Origin of the sequence: Phytobacter sp. SCO41 (assembly GCF_003073275.1) — a bacterium.
GTDB lineage: Bacteria > Pseudomonadota > Gammaproteobacteria > Enterobacterales > Enterobacteriaceae > Phytobacter > Phytobacter diazotrophicus.
Map to the genome: position 1 here is coordinate 1,575,271 of NZ_CP027225.1, position 18,389 is coordinate 1,593,659.

Below are 18,389 nucleotides of genomic sequence, written 5' to 3' on the forward strand. Positions count from 1 at the left end.
CACGATCACCAGTTTGAGACTTTCACTTTGGATCGATGTAAGCGATGATCCCGCGACTTCGTGGATTAAATAGGTTCCATCATGAACATTCAGTTTATGAATGTTGTTGTTGTTCTGATCGAGCAACGGATTACCCCTTTTGCCAATATGCTCACCCGCAGCCAGCACATCACCGCCATGCGCGACAGTTTTGCGCTGGCAATGCCTTTTGTTATCGTCGGTAGCCTGATGGTGCCGTTGATCTTTCCGCCTGTTTCCATTAACCCTTTCTCATGGTTTGGCGGTTACTACCAGTTTGTTCGCCCGATGCTTTTACCCACCTTTGAACTGACGATTGGTCTGGTGGCGTTAATCATTGCCTTTGGGGCCAGCGCCAGTCTTGCCAAGCAATACCAGTTGCCGGAAAGGTTATCGGGCCTGACAGGGTGCATAAGTTTTCTGCTCTTTATTGGCTTTAAAACCACGGATGGGAGCAATGTTTATTTAGGAGGGTTAGGGATATTTAGCGCGTTGATATCAAGCTTTTATAGTATTGAAGTTATTAGGTTTTTTTACAATAAAGGCTGGTGTATACGCCTGCCGGATGAGGTGCCGGTGATGACGCGCAATGGTTTCCAGCTCCTTGTGCCGTTGCTGGTGGTGATGCTGTCTGTCACGGCGGTAAATATGACGTTAAAGCTGACCACCGGCATGATCCTGCCGGGTCTGATAAGCGAAGCCTTTCGCCCGTTAATTATCGCCTCTGATACGCTGACGGCTATTCTTATCTCTTTGATTATTTGCAATTTATTATGGTTTGTCGGCATCCATGGCGCCTTAATTGTGACCGGCATCATGAATCCCTTCTGGATGACTTATCTGTTTGAAAACCAGCAGGCGCTGGCAAGCGGGCAGGCACAGCTTCCCCATATTTATCTGCAGGGTTTCTGGGATTTCTATCTGCTGATTGGCGGAATAGGCTCCACCTTACCACTGATCTTTATGGCGCTACGCAGCCGTTCCCGGCAGTTGAAAAGCGTCGGGAAACTTGGCTTTATTCCCTCGCTGTTTAATATCAACGAACCTATTCTGTTTGGCTTTCCGGTTATCCTTAACCCCATATTTTTAATCCCTTTTATTTTCGTTCCTGTCATCAATGCCTGTATTGCCTGGTATCTCACACACCTTGGCGTACTGGACCGCGCCGTGGCGATGTTGCCCTGGTCAATGCCATCGCCGCTCGGCGCTGCCTGGTCAGCAAACGGCAGTTGGAAAAACATGTTTATGTGCCTGTTTGCGTTGTTCAACTCCTGGATGATCTACCGGCCATTTTTTAGGGTGTATGAACGCCAGTTATTGGATGCAGAGAGTAAGTAAACCTGCCGCCGTTTCCCGGCCAGCGCGATGACCGCGCTGGCTTTTTTATAACTCACACCCATTTATGTGATTTTCATCACGTTATCATTGCCATTATTCTCGATTTTGTGATTTGATCCGGCAATTATGGAAAGCGCTTTCCATATCTGGATGTACTTTTCCTTTTTTGATCCGTAAATTTCCCTTCGCGCCAATAAGACGCTCTTTCACTCAGAAAAAGAAAAAGGAAAATCATGAACAGGTTGAACCGATTAATACCTCTGGCCTTACTCATTAACGCTGCACTCTGCGCTAACGCCCAGGCTGAGGAGGTCAAGGCATATGACTTCACGCTTCACGGCTATATTCGTTCCGGCATTCTGGCGAATTCCGATGGCAACCGCGTCGACTCCGTAGGATTGATGCCCGATGGAAAATGGCGTCTGGGGAACGAAGAAGACACCAAAATCGAATTAATTCCACAGGTTACGCTGAAATCAACATCAGGCGCGGTGGCAAAAATTCAGGCCAATATTACCCATCAGAGCAAATGTACCGCTGACTGGAACTGCCGGGACGACGATGGCCATGACGCGCAATTCCGCGAAGGGTTTGTTGAATTAAGCAACCTCGACTTTGCCCCGGACATCACCTTCTGGGGCGGCAAGCGCTACAGCAGTTCCAATACCTCAAGTCATCAGTACGACTGGGAATACATTCAGTACAACGGTACCGGTGGCGGTTTCGATCATATGGATCTCGGTTTTGCGAGCCTGGATGCCGGTGTCTACGCCTTCTCTCCGACCGATGAAACCAAAGCCTATCCTGTTGATAAGGGCGATCAGGGGTATCCGGATGACTATTCCCTCAACGTGTGGTTGAAGAAAATCGGCGGCACCGGCCTGGATCTTGAATTCGTCGGTCATCACATGAACCGCAACGAAAACCATCCAACGTCTGCTGAAAAAGGCTATGGCATCACCGGGGTTTACAATTTTGATGGTTTCTGGGGACTGACCGGCGGCTATTCAAAACTGGTTATGCAGTATGGACGCGGCCTGGGGGCGGGGGATTCGCTGGGTAAAAATGGCTGGGGTTGGGCCAACCTGGACGATACCCAGTCGTGGCGCGTCATACTGGATAGCATGGCGTCAGTGAATAACGTTGATATCTCGACCTTCGCTTATTACCAGAAGGATAAAAATTACCGCTGGTGGAGCAGCGATGCCGACGGCTGGGGCCGCACGCGCTGGGTTGCCGGGGTTCGTCCGTATCACCAGATAACTAAGAATTTCGCCATGCAGTATGAAGTGGGCTACGAGTATCTGGATGATGAAAACTACAAAGGTGTGAATGGCAAAGGTAAAGGGGGGCTGACGAAAGTGACCGTCGCGCCAACCCTGACGTTCGACTCGGGTTACTGGAGTCGCCCGCAGTTGCGCTTCTTTGTAACGTACGCCAAATGGGATAAAGGCGTATCTGATGCTCTGGACGGCAACTATGACTGGAGCACCAACACCATCTCCGCCGGGGGGTACAGCCGCAGCGGCAGTACGGATACCGTAAACTTTGGCGTCCAGGCTGAAGTGTGGTTCTAAGGAGAGATGAACATGTCTAAACCTTTACGCAAATGGCTGCTGGTGTCGATGCTTTCGGTGTTGGGAAGCGCAGGGGCCATGGCCGCAGAACAGTCGCATTTCGAAAACTTTATCACCCGTGATGGCGCGCAGTTGAAAGACGGCAACAACGTCTTTCGCTTTGCCGGTATCCACGCGCCGGAGTTGCATCGCATTGAGGATGACGCGCGTGGAGTTTGCAAAGCCGATCCACGCGGTTGGGGGCAGTACTTCAAATGGCCAACCGCAGAAGAACAGGAAAACTGGATCCGCGCGATAGTACAAACCGGCGCCAAAGCGCAGCGTGTCTATGTGCTCTCTGTTCAACAGGAAAACGATGTAGCCTGCGGGCGCGCAACGCATATTCTCGCGCCTGGAACGCCGGATGGCATGCCGCGTCTGAATGAAGAGGCGATGAAAGTTTACGACAACATGATTGCGCAAGCCGATAAACAAGGACTGCGTTTAATCCTGCCCTTTATCGATCACTGGTGGTGGTGGGGCGGCCGTGAACAACTGGCCGCGTTCTATCATGAAAAACCCGAGGATTTTTACCGTACTGACAGTAAAACCTTTAAAGCCTATCTGGACGTTATTCGTCAGGTGATTACTCGTACCAATACGGTAACCGGGCGAGCCTACTTCGATGAAAAAGCAATCATGGCCTGGGAAACGGGCAATGAGCTGGAAGATACCAATGCCGATTTCCTCAAACAAACGGCAGCATGGATCCGTAAGTGGGCACCGCATCAGCTCATCGTCGACGGCACCTATAAAAAGATAAATGCGTTTGCCCTGACCGATCCGAATATCGATATCGTCAGCAACCACTACTACACCAATGCCGGGAATAACCACCCTGATCAGGTCAGCAAAGATCTGCAGGCCATCGGCGGTAAAAAAGCCTATCTGGTCGGCGAATTTGGCCTGCTTGACCACGCGCAGCTCAATGACATTATGCAATCGATTGTGCACAGCGAGGTCAACGGCGCGCAGGCCGTCGGCGGCTTTATCTGGGGCTTTCGCGGCCATCGCCATGACGGCGGTTTTTACTGGCACAAAGAGTACACCGGCCACTACAGCTACCACCTGCCAGGATTCCCGCTAGAAGGTAAAGCGAATCAGGAAATGGAGGTGGTGAATCTGGTGCGCACGGCCTCAGCGCAGCTTGCCGGTTTAGATAAGGCACCTGCGCTCCCCGTACCGGATGCGCCGCGTCTGCGTGAAACCAATTCGCCTTTTGCCATTAACTGGATGGGGGCCGCCGTTGGGCGCAATTACGATGTTGAGCGTGCCGCCTCGGCAACCGGCCCATGGCAGGTGGTCGGCAAAGATATCTCTGATGGGGTGAACGAGTGGAACCCGGCAACGATGGCCTTGTTCCGCGACGACTTCCGCAACTTACAGTTGGGAAAAACCTATTACTACCGCGTGATAGCCAAAAACGAGAGCGGGGCATCAGCACCATCGAACGTGATCAGCGTGAAACATACTCAGGAGAATAAAGCCCCGACCGTTGCGCTGACCGCTTCCCTGGCGACAACACAGGATAAAGGCGTGGCGCTGAAAGCCACCGCGACAGACGACAATCTGCCTGACCGCAAACTGGCGCTGAGCTGGAGCAATAACGGCAATGCCAAGGTGCATCTGTGCGACAGCAGTAAAGCCGACACGCGTGCCTGGTTCTCCGCGCCGGGTACTTATGCCCTGACGTTTACGGCTGACGACGGCCTGCTGAGTACGAGCAAAACCGTCAACGTCACGGTGAAAGAGGCCGTCGGTAAATCACCCGCTGATTACTGTACTTTTGGCGGCGGCGTGCTGGACGTCAGTAAAGGCAAACTGAATGTGGTGAAAGCCAGTGAAAACCAGCTTGCCATTGGCGATGACGGTTTTCTCGGCCCGTTCGCCAGTGAAGGCGATAAGGTTACCTGGCAGGTGGAGGTTCCCTGGGAGGGGCGCTTCGCGTTACACGTGACCTTCAACGGCAAATGGGGCGGTAAAAAGAATTCGTTTGTTGTGAACGAGGGGACGCCAGTCGAGGTTGAATTCCCGCAGACCGATGAAAAAGGTCAGCAAATGGTTGTGCCTGTGACGCTAAACGCGGGCACAAACACCATTAGTTTCGGCAAGTTCCCGGGCGACTGGGGCTACATGTTTATTAAATCCATTGAAGTGACTGCAGAGTAGTGACATTGGCTGCGTCCGTTGGGCGCAGCCTTTTTTTATCTGAGGAGGCGTTATGACCCGGTATCAATTCCCGGACGGATTTTTCTGGGGTGCAGCAGCATCTGGCCCACAAACCGAAGGTGTAGAAGGGAAAGCCCATCGTTCCATTTGGGACAGTTGGTTTGCTGAACACCCTGAGCGGTTTTATCAGCAAATGGGGCCGCAAAAGGTATGTGAAACCTACACCAAATACAAAGACGATGTGGCGTTAATGAAAAGGTTGAACTTCAACTCTTTTCGTACTTCGATTCAGTGGTCGCGGCTGATTGCCGACTTTGAAACGGGTGAGCCCGATGCCGACGCGGTGCGTTTCTACCATGCATATCTGGACGAGATGATCGCCAACGGCATTGAGCCGATGATCAACCTTTACCACTTTGATATGCCCGAAGCGCTGCAGAAAAAATATGGCGGTTTTGAATCAGCGAAAGTCACCGACCTGTTCGCCCGTTTTGCACAGACCGCGTTCACCCTGTTCGGCCATAAAGTGAAATACTGGATAACCTTCAACGAGCCGATTGTGCCGGTTGAAGGGGGCTATCTGTATGACTTCCACTATCCATGCAAAAAAGATGGCAAGCTGGCGGCGCAGGTGGCATTCAATATTATGCTGGCGCATGCAAAGGCGGTTCAGGTCTATCGACAACTGGCGCTGGACGGCGAGATTGGTGTGGTGTTGAACCTGACGCCGTCCTACACCCGCAATGATTCTGTTGAAGATAAAAAAGCCGCCGCGTATGCTGATTTACTGTTCAACCGCAGTTTTCTCGATCCGCTGGTGAAACATCAGTTCCCGAAAGAGTTATGCGAAATCCTCGTGGCGAATAAGTCCCTGCCGGAGGTGGCGAAAGCCGACGTTGACCTGATTACTTCATCGCATATCGATTTTCTTGGCGTCAATTATTATGTCCCCCGGCGTGTAAAAGCACGGGAGTCCGCCTACACCCTCGATTATTTCACCCCGGAATTTTATTTCGAGAATTATGTGAATCCGCACGGGCGCTTTAACCCATACCGGGATAATAACGAAATTTTGCCACAGGCGATTTACGACATCGCCGCAAATATCCGCGACAACTACGGCAATATTAAATGGTATCTGGCGGAGATTGGTATTGCCATGGATCTCGAATCTGAGGGACCGGTTCAGGCTGATGGCATGATTGATGACAGTTTCCGTATCGGTCTGATGAAGGAGCATTTAATTCAGCTACATCGGGCTATTGCGGATGGGGCGAACTGTTTTGGTGTTCACCAGTGGACCTTCATTGATAACTGGTCGTGGATTAATTCCTTCAAACGTCGCTATGGCTTTTATCGTCTCGATATTGAAACAGGGGAGCGGCATATAAAGCGCAACGGGGTATGGTTTAAGACGCTTGCCCAAACCAACCAGTTCACTGACGAGGAGTAATCGACGTGAGTCACTGTTTCTATCCACTTGTAAATGTGGTGAAGAATTATCCGTGGGGGAGTCGCTCTGCGCTCAACGCACGTTTTCATATTCCGAATCCTGATGACCAACCGCAGGCAGAATTATGGATGGGCGTGCATCCGGCGGGGATTTCTCAGGTTGTCTGTGAAGACGGCACCTGTTCTTTGACGGAACTGATTGCTACTGATAAGCAGGCCATGCTCGGCAGTAAAATTGCCGGTCAATTCGGTGAGCTACCGTATCTGTTAAAGATCCTTGCCGCCGAAAGTGCGCTGTCGATTCAGGTTCATCCGCAAAAAGCGCAGGCGCAGGCGGGGTTTCAGCGCCAACAACAAAATCCGGATAACCCGCCTGATTACAACGATGATAACCATAAGCCAGAGCTGGTTTATGCGCTGACGCCGTTTATGGCGATGAACGGCTTTCGTAACCCCGCTGACATTGTGGGTAACTTTACGCCACTTAATATTCCGTCACTCAGTGATGCGTTAACACAATTAGCCGTCTCCCCCTGCGCAGAAACACTGCAGGCATTTTTCCTCCTGGTGATGCAGCTACCACAGGATGAAAAACAGCAGGCATTAAAACGGCTTATTGATAATGCCAGGGACTGGTATGACGATAATCTGGCGACGTTTATATTACGCCTGCATCAATATTATCCTGACGATATTGGCCTGTTCGCGCCGCTGTTTCTCAATTGCCTGACATTGCAGCCAGGGGAGGCGATGTTTCTTTCACCCGGTACGTTACATGCGTATGTTCATGGCGTCGCCGTGGAAGTGATGGCCAGCTCCGATAATGTTTTGCGAGCCGGATTAACGCCGAAAAAAATTAATCTGAAGGAGCTTATGGCCTGCACGGTATTTGAACCGGTGTATGCGGCGCAATTACGCATGCGGCCGATAAGTGAAGCAGGAAAACACCATTATCCGATTCCGGTGGAGGATTTTTGCTTTGATGTCTATAGCGATGTGAAAGATGTTGCTATACAGACTACGAGTGCAGAGATTGTTTTAGTGATCGATGGGCAGGCGTTATTGCATCATCCTTGTGGAGAAACGGCGACCCTCAAGGAGGGGCAATCGGTGTTTATTCCGGCAGTGACCGGTGACTGGACGTTGAGTATAACCGGGACGTTATGTCGCGTTTACGGTTAATATAATTAAGCGTTGTTGAGTCCTGAGAGGGCGGCAGACACCCGGATAGACCTGATGTCTGCTTTCCGTTATCTCAGGATACAAAGCGGTCAACAAGCGTGGACATCGATTTCGACTGTGCGTCAAGCATTTGACTGGCGGTTGCCATCTGGGAAACCAGCGCCGCGTTTTGCTGAGTGACCTGCTCCAGTTGATTCAGTGCCTGATGCACTTGTGTTACGCCAAGCGATTGTTCATTGGCTGCGCGGGCGATATCACTGACATATTGCTTCATCCGCCCGGTCGTATCCGCCGCCGCTTTCAGTGCCGCCTCGGACGCCGAAACCCGTTGCACCCCTTCGCCAATGTTATCCATGTTCTGATTAACCAACTCCCGAATCAGGCTGGCCTCTCTGGCACAGCGTTGGGAGAGATGACGCACCTCTGCCGCCACAACGGCGAAACCTTTGCCCAGTTCCCCCGCGCGGGCGGCTTCAACTGCGGCGTTTAGCGCCAGTAAGTTGGTTTGAAACGAGATCTCATCGATTGACGCCACAATCTGGAAAATATTGTCGCTGGACGAACGGATAGCCGCCATGCTCTGGCTGGCCTCGTTGGAAACGCGGGTCGCATCCATGACATCATTTGCCATCGACTGGGTCAGTCGCTCCGCCTCGCTGGCGTTATGGGCCGTCTGGGAGATAGCCGTCGATATCTGTTCCATACTGGCGGCGGTTTCAACGATGGATGCAGCCTGCTCATCGGTACGCTGAGCCAAATCCTGGTTACCGTCGGTAATATCACTGCTGGCGTTACTGAGTATCAGCGCACCCGATTTAATTTCCTGCACGATATGCTGAATGTTTTCGATTGCCTGATTGTAGGCGCGATTAAGAGCAGAGAGCTCGTCGCTACCCGGTACATCGAGGCGGCGGGTCAAATCGCCGTCCATCTCATTGATGGTTTTCAGTGTGTTGGTTAGTTGTTGTTGAATACTGCGCACCACTATCATGGCAAAGGCAATAGCAATGAGCAGGGCAATCAGACTGATCGCCAGAAAGGATTGCCAGTCAACACGTGCGTTGTGGGCCAGTGCCGCCGAATGTGCGAGCAGGGCATCCGCCGCCTGGGTTTCTACCTGGCGAAGTATCTCAATGCGTTTGGTCTGGGCAGTAAACCAGTCCGTCGGTTTAACGCCAAATCCACCTTCCTGCGCTTTATTCAAGGCAATCGTTCTCAGCTCAAGAGCGCGGGTGACTTCGGCCGACGCAAGGGCTTTATCCAGCTCTGCAGCCTGAGCTTCGCTACTAAAGCGGCGGGTGGCGGTCAGCCAGGCTTCTTGTTTACCCACCACATCACTGAGCATACGGAATTGACCGTCGCTAAAGCGATCAACAGAGAAGACATTGGTGAGCAGTGCGCGCTCGATCCCGGCCTGCTCCTTTAAATTCAGCAGGCTATAGAAGGCTGCCAGCTCATTCACCATTGGGCCGGAGGCGCTTAACTGACCTATACCACCAACGAAACTCAGCAACCCGGAGATGGTCTGCGTATAGAACTGCGTCGACTTTGACGCCTCTATATTCAGCGCGCTTATCGCATTACGGGTGGCGTCGAGGGACTGAATATTGTCTTTAAACATTTTCAGTGTGGCGGCAATATTGCCCTGTATTAAATTCGTATCCGTCCGGGCTAACGCCTGGTTTAACTTTACCAGTGCGTCGTCAGTTAATTTCCGCTGCACGAGGATTTCATCGCGGAACTGCTGCCCACGCGCACCGATAAAACCGGCGCTCATTCCACGTTCACGTTGCAGTTGATGAACAACGTCCCCCGTGCTGCGGGCAAGCGTTGTTAACTGACCGATAGTGTCCATCTGTCGTTCGGTACCGATGCGGCTGAGCATGCCTGAACCGGCAAACCATATCAGCGCAAGTAGCAGAGGGAATAACGCGATAAATAACTTCATTCTCATAGAAATACGATAAATCCATGACATATCGTTATTTTCCTTATTTGCTGTGTTGTCTTATAAGTGCTATCGGCACATTTCTGGCTAACCTTTACAACTTTATTATTATGAAAAAGTGAATTGTTATTCATAGAAGAAGGCGATGGTAAAGAATGAATGCATAAGAGGCGTCATAGGTTTCAGGTATGTATTCTGCCTGCTCTTCGCTGCATGTGTGTTTTTGACGTTATTAGAACAGCTTTTTTCTCTATGCTTTCGTGCTGGCGGAAAGATGCGGTTTAAGTATTTATTAATTTTTATGCAGTGCTGCTTCAATTGTGAAGGGGGATCCTTTTTTGGTCGACACAGTGAGGCTTACACTCCTTTTGCCTGGTATCTTCACCACCACTATGTTTTGCTTGAGTTAATTTGGCAGCAAATGCGGTATAGTATTCCTTTGCACTTCGTCTCAAAAATCAGAATTTAAGCTTATTCCGAAAATATATTATTCAGTAGTATATAAATAATTTTAACAATCTTATACCGTTACGCTATCCCATACATAATGTATCGTGGAGAGATAAATTATGCGGCTTGATGTGATAACTGATCATACCGAAAGTGTGTTGAATCTTATGATGGACAAGGCCATCCGTGAATGTGACCCCGAGTATGGTCGGGTGGCTGCTACATGGTACACGATGGCAGAGGGGGCGCTGTTCCTCTGGCAGGAACTGGCGGAGTGTTGCACCGAAGTTTCGCAAGAAGAGAAAAATAAAATGGCATCCCGCCTTCACAGCATTATCAGTATGAATAGAGTACCTCTTCTCAAAAAAAAGGATGAGTAATACGTTGATTTTCTGAGTAAATACATCTCTAAAAAACTGTGTCGCCTGATTATGGTTGGGAAGCCGACCGGGTGGGGTATTATCAGAAGAGTGACGTTACTGCGACAGGATGACGAAATATAATATACGTTCTTTCCTGCGATGCGTTTTTTTGATGCTATGTCAGATTGAATCGAAACCCTACATTACTGCGCCCGGTTAATCTGACCTCACCTGCAAAGCAGGCGAGGTGAATTCCGGGTGATTATTGTTTTGCGGCCTCTGTATTTTTCGCATGTATTTTTTTATTCGCTTCGCCACTTTCATTCAGTGCCTGACTGGCGGCTTTTTCGGCGTGTGCGGCACTATAGGCTGCCAGATGCGAAATGACGATGGCGTAAATACTCATTAGCGAAACCCAGAGTATGCTATTTTTCCACCACAGCAATGTTGGGATTGTCAGCACTGCCCAAATTAACGCCAAAAATAAATGCACTCTGGCCATAAATCGGGCTGTTAGTTTAACTTTCATATTTACTCCTTATTTCCGCACTCTGTATTTTTCCATCCTGATAATATTTATAGCATTTGCTGGTTAGCTGTTGCGCTTATTTTGTTACAGTTTGTACGTGAAATAAATTAAGATAATTCCTCTGGAAAGGAGGCGAACAAGTAGATTTGTTATAGAGTTCAGAGCATATAGCTTTGTGGTACCCGTCTGTGTGAAAAAGCCAGACGGGAGGGTTTCGTATGAAATTAATACTTAAGTATTATACGATCTTCTGACCCGTGATGTATTTCCGGGAAAAACACCGGACTTAAGCAAAGGCTGTTTTGTCTTGATTATAAAGTTTACTGCAATGAGGGCACATCAATGACAAGCCTTTCTGGACTCGTGTAAAGCTATGTTCTGACTGTTTGGTGCAGTGAGGGCAGGTGCATTTGACGAGATAGTTGCGATTATTTTTTGAATCTTTGCGTTGTGGCATAGGGTCTTTCCTGATAAATGGGCTGTAACCATACACTATCCCTGCGCGCATTGCCCATACTCATTTTTTCGCTCCCATTTAAGCAGGGATATTATCCATGCTGGTCAGGGCGCTTTGTTAAAAAGGTCATCGCCGGGCCTGGCCTGTTTTGTAGCAGTTCTTTACGTTAAAAGGCATGATTAGCCCCTGCATCAGAAACGCGTCGCTGGCGATTTCAACATTAAACGAATGCTTGCGAACGTAACGGGGGTGAATGGACCAGGAAAATAAAACTTGCATAATAGGATATGACATGCCTTAATGAGTTGTCGGTTTGATACACAGACCAGTCCAAAGCATTCCATTTTTTGCCCTCATTTTAAGTATCCTTAGATATCTCTTTTTGAGTCTTCATTGAAAGTTATGCGATTATTCTGTAATCGGACCCTGCATGCCGAAAGGCTTACATTTATATAGGTAAAAAATTATGTCTTCAAAAACGACAGGTAACGTAAAGTGGTTCAACCCTGAAAAAGGTTTTGGTTTTATCACTCCAAAAGATGGTAGCAAAGATGTATTCGTGCATTTTTCTGCTATTCAAAGCAATGAATTTAAAACGCTTGAAGAAAATCAAGAGGTTGAATTCTCAGTCGAAAACGGTCCGAAAGGCCCTTCCGCTGTTAATGTAGTAGTACTTTAAGGACACTTTCACTATTTCTAATATTCATCTTCGTTGTCCAAAATGTCACGGCTCGCAATATCGTGTTTCGCATTTTGATGTAACAGAAACTAATCCATATGGCGCAAAATGTATTTTTTGCAAAACCGTAATGGTAACCAATGAACATTACAATTTAGCGACAATGCATCCTGTGCCATTTGTCAGAAATATCACAGCAACGCATATCGCATAGATATTTCGCCTGCCTCACGTAATCAATTAAGGACCGACTTATGACATCAAAAGTTTTGGTTTTTTTCAACTCTCAGCCAGTCAAAGCTGTTGACAGAAATGCCAGCGATAAGACCGTTGATTGTGAATACCCTAACGGCGAGAAAGCGACCCTAAATATTATGCACGCAGGCGTTCACTCACTCACCGGTGATCATCTGGAGATTCGTGTCGCTACTGACCGACAGCTTTCATCGGATGACATTATGACCGCGGCCCAGAAATTTATCTAAACGGGTTATCACGGGGTTTCAGAAATAACATCCTCAAGAAGCCAGTCGTGAAACACTTTGACTTCCTTGCGCACAACGTTCTGTTGTGGCGTCACCAGGTAATAAGACCATTTTAATGGCCAGCGATATTCGGAATGCAGTTGCACAAGCTGGTTGGTAGCAATCAGTTGCTTTACCAGCGCATAACGAACGATGGCTATTCCCCGGCCGCTCAGTGCAGACAAAATGACGGCTGAAGTGGAGTTAATGTGCAGTCCACTTTCGCGTGCTTCGGGTGCTCCTACTGTTCTGAGAACATTTTCCCACGTTGGAAAATTGGCCCCCGGGTGCGGCGTGTCATCGTAAATCAATTTTTGTGTGGCGAGCCACTCACCGCAACTGATTTTTACCGGTGGTACAAGCCGGGGGCTACAGACCAGCACGGCTTCTTCATCCATCAGCCAGGTTTTGTTAACGCCCTGCCAGTCTCCTTGTCCGCAGCGAATCCCGATATCCGCTTCGCCGTGGGAGACATCCATTATTTTCTCGGTTACGTTCAGACGCAGGTCGATATTCTCATGGGTTTCGGAAAACCGATTCAGACGCTCCATTAGCCAGTTCATCATCAGTACCTGAGAAGCGGTGATTACCACAACGGACCGAGCCCGTCGACCGCGCAGCTTATTAAGACCCGTTTCGAGTTTATCCAGCCCTTCTGTAATGTCCTCAAGCGCGTCCTGCGCTTCTTCAACCAGCGTCAGACGCTCTTTGCCCGAACGCGTTCGGTGAAGAAGCGGATGACCCACCCAGTCTTCCAGTGCGCGGACAAGCTGACCTACCGCTGCCGGAGTCACTCCCAGTTCCTGCGCTGCACCAGTAAAACTGGCATGACGGGCCGTTGCTTCAAAAGCATGCAACCATTTCAATCGATTAAGCGAACGCATTCCTGCAACCTGATTTTCATTGATGTCCATCAGTATATGTCACCGGGATAGATTTTCTTTCTCGTATCGCAATTTCTTCTCATTCGTCCGCCTTATGCAGCCATGGCATTCTTTTTTCACACGATGAGTATAAAACCAGCTCATTTTAATAATTCAACGAATCTCAATAGGTTAGCGATGAACACATCTTTTGTCGGTAAAAAGCTGTTGGTAGTGGGTGGTACGAGCGGAATGGGGTTTGAAACGGCAAGACTCGTCCTGAAAAAGGGGGGAAGCGTTATGCTGGTGGGCAACCGTCAGGATAAAGCGGAACAGGCGCGGCAGACGCTGGCTGTTGACGGACAGGTTTCTGTTATCGTTGCGGATCTCATGACAGAAAAGGGCATGCAAAACGTTATAGACGCTATTAATACCGAACATAAAGACATCAGCCTGCTGGTGAATGCGGCGGGTGTGTTCTTCCCGAAAGCCTTTACTGAACACGAAACGTCGGATTACGACATGTATATGAGTATTAACCGCGCCATCTTCTTTATTACCCGCGATGTGGTACGCAACATGATTGAAGCTGGCATGAAAGGGGCTATTGTCAATGTCGGCTCTATGTGGGCGCAGCAGGCCATCGGCGCAACGCCATCTTCGGCATATTCAATGGCAAAGGCGGGCCTGCACGCGTTAACCAAAAACATGGCTATTGAGCTTGGTGGTAGAGGCATTCGGGTTAACGCGGTCTCTCCGGCCGTGGTGCACACGCCAATTTATGAAGGTTTTATTCCGAAAGACGATGTAAAAGAGGTGATGAACAGCTTCGACAGCTTCCATCCTATTGGACGTGTGGGGACACCTGTGGATATTGCTGAAACCGTTGTATTCCTGCTGTCAGAGAAGACTGAATGGGTGACCGGTGCCATCTGGGATATCGATGGTGGCGTCATGGCGGGCCGTAACACCTGATGACTATGCCGTGCGGGTAAAAGCGCTCGGCGCAGGAGAGAAAATGGAAAGCGACGTTGCGAAGTATGACATCGTGACAACATGGCGAGGCGGCATGGCGAGCCAGACATGCTGCCACTCCTGCATTGTCGGGGAGATCCTGCAGCCTTCACACGGACAGGTGATCCATGCTGATGAGCCAGAACCGCTGGGTGGTAAAGGACGGGCAGCAAATCCTCAGGAACTGCTGCTGGCGGCATTCAATGCCTGCATGACTGCCGCATTTGTGCATGAGGCCAGTCGGGAGAATATCGGCCTGACTTCGCTCGAAATCCAGACGTGGGGCGAACTCAGTACGGGGATTCCGGTTTCCTGTAAGCCATCCACCCGGAATGTGCCCGGACGGATCCAGTACATCATTCATGTGAGTGGCGCCGGGAATATCAGCCAATATGAGCATCTGCATCGCCGGGTAATAACACTTTCCCCTAACCGCTGGCTGTTGTCACAGAACATGACGATTGAAGGTAATTTAGTCGTGACCTGAATGGCTAACGATAATAGAACTATGTTGCTCATTGCGACGCACAAAAAATCAGGAACATTTATCCGATGACCGAAGAACGTATGCTGTCTGTCGCTGAGCAGAATAATAATATTACCCGCCTGGCATTGGCCCAGGCATTAGCCGGGGCTAACTCAGTGGTCTTCTATGCCACCGGGGCGATTGTGGGAAATGCCATCGCGCCGAGTAGCTCGCTGGCGACGCTGCCCATCACCATGTTTGTGCTGGGCATGGCGGCCTGCATTCTCCCATTGGGAGCGCTTGCGCGAAACTATGGGCGTAAAACGGCTTTTATGACCGGAACCGGGACGGGGGTCATTACGGGACTTACGGCTGCGCTCGCGGTGGTGCTGGGCTCATTTCTGCTGTTCTGTATCGCGGCCTTTCTTGGCGGCGCTTATGCGGCCGTTGCGCTAAGTTTCCGCTTTGCTGCAACGGATGGCGTCACCCCAGAGCGTCGTGCACGCGCATTGTCGTTGGTGATGGGCGGCGGCGTGGCGGCGGGCGTGATCGGCCCCATGCTGGTAACTGGCACCATGCATCTCTGGCCGCCTCACACGTTTGCGATGACCTTTATCGCGCAATCGCTTGTGGCTGCTTTCTCCGCACTGGTGCTGAAAGGGGTAAAATCCGTAGAGCCAATGATTGTGGCGAAAGCCGCAGGGCGACCACTGGCTGAAATTGTGCGCCAGCCTGGCTTTATTAACACGGTATTTAGCGGTGCAGTCACCTATATGGTGATGAATTTCCTGATGACAGCGGCCCCGCTTTCAATGCATATGCATGGCCTGTCGCAGGAGGCCTCTAATCTTGGGATCCAATGGCACGTTATTGCGATGTACGGGCCGGGTTTCTTTACAGGCAAACTCATCGGGCGCTTTGGCGCTATGCGTATTGCGGCGGTCGGGCTACTGATTACTGCCGGATCCGTGGTGGCCGGGTTAAGCGGAACCGACATCTTCCATTACTGGTTATCACTCATTTTGCTGGGTATTGGCTGGAATTTTGGTTTTATCGGCGCGTCAGCAAAAATCATTGATTATCATCGTCCGGAGGAAAAGACGCAGGTGCAGTCGCTCAATGATTTTGTGGTGTTTGGTGTGATGATCGTGGGCTCATTTTCATCGGGGGCATTGCTCAATCTTTTTGGCTGGAACGCGGTATTGTGGGGATCGCTTGTCCCGGTAGGCATTGCGTTTCTCTCCATTATTAAAAACAGCGTGACGGTGAAAGTGCAGGGTTAATCGCTGTTAAGCCGGGCTTTCACGCGCCATTTTACATATGGCTTTGCAAGGTGTAAGCCCGCTTTGGTTTGAGCGTGGATAGGCAGGTTTTGTATTTTTAGCACAGCTTCTTCGACATTCACCCCGGTTTGTAAACCTCCCCCTGATATACACCTCAATGACTGCTCATCAGCGCCTGATTAACAAATGCCGCTTGTTGAATCACCCATTCACGGAACCAGGCAATCTTAGGAAGGCTGTCGCACCCAGGGCGATAAACAAGGTAATAGGCCAGAGGGCTTTGCAGAGACAATTCAGGACAAAGCCGGACCAGGCGGCCGCTTTTCAGATCGTCTTCAACCATAATGCTACGCGCCAGCGCAATACCATGTCCGTCAATTGCAGCCTGTAACACTGCCGCTGAGTTATTGATCCTGAGACCAGGTTTACGGGCTATAGCCTGGACGTTAAAACGCTTCAGCCATTGCTCCCAGGTAATAAAGTCTTTGTGATGCTCCATAGACAGGTCGTGGATAAGCGTCTGTTCCGGTACGCCAGTCAGGCAATTCAGGGTCGGGTTTAAGGCCATCAATGACGGCGCGCAAACCGGGAACACCTCCTCAGACATCAGCAGTTCAGCCTGTAATCCCTCCCACTGACCCAACCCGTAGCGAATTCCTACATCAATACCCTGCGCCGTGAAATCAAGGATTTTAAGGCTGGTTTCAAGACGGACATCAATATCCGGCCAGCGACTCTGAAAATCTTCAATGCGCGGCAGCAGCCATTTCGCCGCAAATGCTGGACTGATGGTGACATTGAGAATGCCATTTGTCGCCCCTTCACGCAGAAGCGTCATCCCTAAATTCAGGCTTTGAAACCCGGCGCGGATATCGGGTAACGCGCGCAGCGCAGGCTCGGTGAGCACCAGGGCGGCACGTCGATTATTACTGCGATGGAATAGCGGGTAGCCCACTACATCTTCCAGGGAACGTACCAACTGGCCGACGGCAGCAGGGGTAACGTTCAGCTCTTCGGCTGCCAGGGAGAAGCTTTGGTGACGGGCGCTGGCTTCAAAGGCCCGTAATGCATTGAGATGAACAGGTATCTTCATATTAGATAGAAAAACTATTTATAGAGCCAAGATTATCTCATTTGTTCCTGATGGGAATCATTAACATAATGCAGAAACGGTGAGAGGGATCATAACAAAACTCTCAACCGGCGCAGCTATTGCTTAAAGTAAATCAAAAAGATTTTCTTTCTGTATTTGCTGGGGGAGAGCTTGTCGAGCCTGGCACCGTAAAAGATGTGGGACGCGATCGGCCGTGTTAAAGACCGACCGGTAATTAATCAAATGCAGGAGCTAACCATGGCTTATTTACAAATTACGTTGGATATCAGTGAGCAAAACCGTGCTGCGGCAGCGGCGGTGTACCAAAAGTATAAAGCCCCGTTCCTCAGCAACATTGACGGTGCGGTATCAAAAGAACTGCTGGTATGTAAAGAAGATGTTCAGGTTTTGCATGGTTTTAAAACTGAACAACAAGCGCAGGCTTATTTAAGCTCTCAGCTCTTTACCGACGATGTGGTTGAAGCGTTGAAACCATATCTGAACAGCGCACCCGATGTACGTATCTACACAGTTGCGTAACCCCCAACGCTTATAGAGGCTTACATGTATCTGGACTGGACTGAACTGCGTAAAGAGTTACGCTCTGCCGTCGGTAAATTTGCGGGCCTGCAGCCTGAGTTTATGCAGGGTATCGACAAGATGGAAAAAGGTGCTGCTGCGTCCGGGCATCTGGACGCCAAAACCCATGAATTGATTGCGCTGGCGGTTGCAATCACCACGCGCTGCGATGGTTGCCTGTCTGTTCATGCCGAAGCCGCTGCAAAGCATGGCGCAACGCGTGAAGAGATTGCCGAGGCGTTAGCTGTCGCTATTACCCTGAATACGGGGGCGGCGTTAGTTTACTCAAGCCGTGCGCTTGATGCGTTTGATGCATTGCCAAAATAATCTTCTCTCAGCGACTCTCCTGCGGGAGAGTCGCTTTTTA

19 protein-coding genes are annotated in these 18,389 nt (G+C 50.0%); 14 read left to right on the top strand and 5 right to left on the bottom strand.

Annotation, left to right across the window (positions count from 1 at the left end; genetic code table 11):
* The first annotated feature begins 81 nt into the window (after positions 1 to 81).
* The 5 genes from C5523_RS07665 (at position 82) to manA (ending at position 7,775) form a co-directional block, all read left to right on the top strand.
* Positions 82 to 1,356 carry a PTS sugar transporter subunit IIC gene (locus C5523_RS07665; protein ID WP_079496212.1) on the top strand — a complete coding sequence of 425 codons (1,275 nt, stop codon included), beginning with the start codon at positions 82 to 84 and terminating at the stop codon, positions 1,354 to 1,356.
* 233 nt (positions 1,357 to 1,589) lie between these two features.
* Positions 1,590 to 2,933 (top strand): carbohydrate porin, encoded by a 1,344-nt coding sequence (locus tag C5523_RS07670; protein WP_079496213.1) that lies wholly within the window; start codon positions 1,590 to 1,592, stop codon positions 2,931 to 2,933.
* A gap of 12 nt (positions 2,934 to 2,945) precedes the next feature.
* Positions 2,946 to 5,141, top strand: a complete 2,196-nt coding sequence (locus tag C5523_RS07675; protein ID WP_108700873.1) for a CBM35 domain-containing protein — start codon at positions 2,946 to 2,948, stop codon at positions 5,139 to 5,141.
* 52 nt (positions 5,142 to 5,193) lie between these two features.
* Positions 5,194 to 6,594 (top strand): glycoside hydrolase family 1 protein, encoded by a 1,401-nt coding sequence (locus C5523_RS07680; protein WP_108700874.1) that lies wholly within the window; start codon positions 5,194 to 5,196, stop codon positions 6,592 to 6,594.
* Between the two features lie 5 nt (positions 6,595 to 6,599).
* Positions 6,600 to 7,775: a mannose-6-phosphate isomerase, class I gene (manA, locus tag C5523_RS07685; protein WP_108700875.1), complete on the top strand. Its 1,176-nt coding sequence runs from the start codon at positions 6,600 to 6,602 to the stop codon at positions 7,773 to 7,775.
* A gap of 73 nt (positions 7,776 to 7,848) precedes the next feature.
* Here manA and C5523_RS07690 read toward each other — a convergent pair whose 3' ends face one another.
* Positions 7,849 to 9,753 (bottom strand): methyl-accepting chemotaxis protein, encoded by a 1,905-nt coding sequence (locus C5523_RS07690; protein WP_079496216.1) that lies wholly within the window; start codon positions 9,751 to 9,753, stop codon positions 7,849 to 7,851.
* A gap of 539 nt (positions 9,754 to 10,292) precedes the next feature.
* Here C5523_RS07690 and C5523_RS07695 point away from each other — a divergent pair.
* Positions 10,293 to 10,553, top strand: a complete 261-nt coding sequence (locus C5523_RS07695; RefSeq protein WP_039079813.1) for a hypothetical protein — start codon at positions 10,293 to 10,295, stop codon at positions 10,551 to 10,553.
* A 244-nt stretch (positions 10,554 to 10,797) separates the two neighbouring features.
* Here the strand turns inward: C5523_RS07695 and C5523_RS07700 are convergent, their stop codons facing one another.
* Together C5523_RS07700 and C5523_RS27635 are read right to left on the bottom strand one after the other, a co-directional pair.
* Positions 10,798 to 11,064, bottom strand: a complete 267-nt coding sequence (locus C5523_RS07700; RefSeq protein WP_039079814.1) for a hypothetical protein — start codon at positions 11,062 to 11,064, stop codon at positions 10,798 to 10,800.
* A gap of 286 nt (positions 11,065 to 11,350) precedes the next feature.
* Positions 11,351 to 11,572 (bottom strand): YnfU family zinc-binding protein, encoded by a 222-nt coding sequence (locus tag C5523_RS27635; protein WP_313790280.1) that lies wholly within the window; start codon positions 11,570 to 11,572, stop codon positions 11,351 to 11,353.
* A gap of 415 nt (positions 11,573 to 11,987) precedes the next feature.
* On the opposite strand from C5523_RS27635, the gene C5523_RS07705 reads away from it, so the two are divergent.
* The 3 genes from C5523_RS07705 to C5523_RS07715 are packed head-to-tail and all read left to right on the top strand — an operon-like array spanning position 11,988 to position 12,685.
* Positions 11,988 to 12,200: a cold shock domain-containing protein gene (locus C5523_RS07705; protein WP_039079815.1), complete on the top strand. Its 213-nt coding sequence runs from the start codon at positions 11,988 to 11,990 to the stop codon at positions 12,198 to 12,200.
* A 13-nt stretch (positions 12,201 to 12,213) separates the two neighbouring features.
* Positions 12,214 to 12,414 carry a cold-shock protein gene (locus C5523_RS27640; RefSeq protein WP_223878796.1) on the top strand — a complete coding sequence of 67 codons (201 nt, stop codon included), beginning with the start codon at positions 12,214 to 12,216 and terminating at the stop codon, positions 12,412 to 12,414.
* 40 nt (positions 12,415 to 12,454) lie between these two features.
* Positions 12,455 to 12,685: a hypothetical protein gene (locus tag C5523_RS07715; protein ID WP_039079816.1), complete on the top strand. Its 231-nt coding sequence runs from the start codon at positions 12,455 to 12,457 to the stop codon at positions 12,683 to 12,685.
* An 8-nt stretch (positions 12,686 to 12,693) separates the two neighbouring features.
* On the opposite strand, the gene C5523_RS07720 is transcribed toward C5523_RS07715, so the two are convergent.
* The gene (locus C5523_RS07720; RefSeq protein WP_108702299.1) at positions 12,694 to 13,608 is read right to left on the bottom strand and encodes a LysR substrate-binding domain-containing protein; all 915 of its coding nucleotides are present in this window, start codon (positions 13,606 to 13,608) and stop codon (positions 12,694 to 12,696) included.
* A gap of 177 nt (positions 13,609 to 13,785) precedes the next feature.
* Between C5523_RS07720 and C5523_RS07725 the strand changes: the two genes are divergently transcribed.
* The 3 genes from C5523_RS07725 (at position 13,786) to C5523_RS07735 (ending at position 16,350) form a co-directional block, all read left to right on the top strand.
* Positions 13,786 to 14,562 (top strand): SDR family NAD(P)-dependent oxidoreductase, encoded by a 777-nt coding sequence (locus C5523_RS07725; protein WP_108700876.1) that lies wholly within the window; start codon positions 13,786 to 13,788, stop codon positions 14,560 to 14,562.
* Between the two features lie 43 nt (positions 14,563 to 14,605).
* A complete protein-coding gene (locus C5523_RS07730) occupies positions 14,606 to 15,088 on the top strand; it encodes an OsmC family protein (protein WP_108700877.1) in 483 nt (160 codons plus the stop codon).
* A 65-nt stretch (positions 15,089 to 15,153) separates the two neighbouring features.
* Positions 15,154 to 16,350, top strand: coding sequence for an MFS transporter (locus C5523_RS07735; protein WP_108700878.1), 1,197 nt, complete (start codon positions 15,154 to 15,156; stop codon positions 16,348 to 16,350).
* 154 nt (positions 16,351 to 16,504) lie between these two features.
* On the opposite strand, the gene gcvA is transcribed toward C5523_RS07735, so the two are convergent.
* On the bottom strand, positions 16,505 to 17,443 hold the full coding sequence (gene gcvA / locus C5523_RS07740; RefSeq protein ID WP_071196178.1) for a transcriptional regulator GcvA: 939 nt from the start codon (positions 17,441 to 17,443) through the stop codon (positions 16,505 to 16,507).
* A gap of 258 nt (positions 17,444 to 17,701) precedes the next feature.
* Between gcvA and C5523_RS07745 the strand changes: the two genes are divergently transcribed.
* Together C5523_RS07745 and C5523_RS07750 are read left to right on the top strand one after the other, a co-directional pair.
* Positions 17,702 to 17,983: a hypothetical protein gene (locus tag C5523_RS07745; RefSeq protein WP_108700879.1), complete on the top strand. Its 282-nt coding sequence runs from the start codon at positions 17,702 to 17,704 to the stop codon at positions 17,981 to 17,983.
* A gap of 24 nt (positions 17,984 to 18,007) precedes the next feature.
* Positions 18,008 to 18,349, top strand: a complete 342-nt coding sequence (locus C5523_RS07750; protein WP_071196180.1) for a carboxymuconolactone decarboxylase family protein — start codon at positions 18,008 to 18,010, stop codon at positions 18,347 to 18,349.
* Positions 18,350 to 18,389 lie beyond the last annotated feature (40 nt).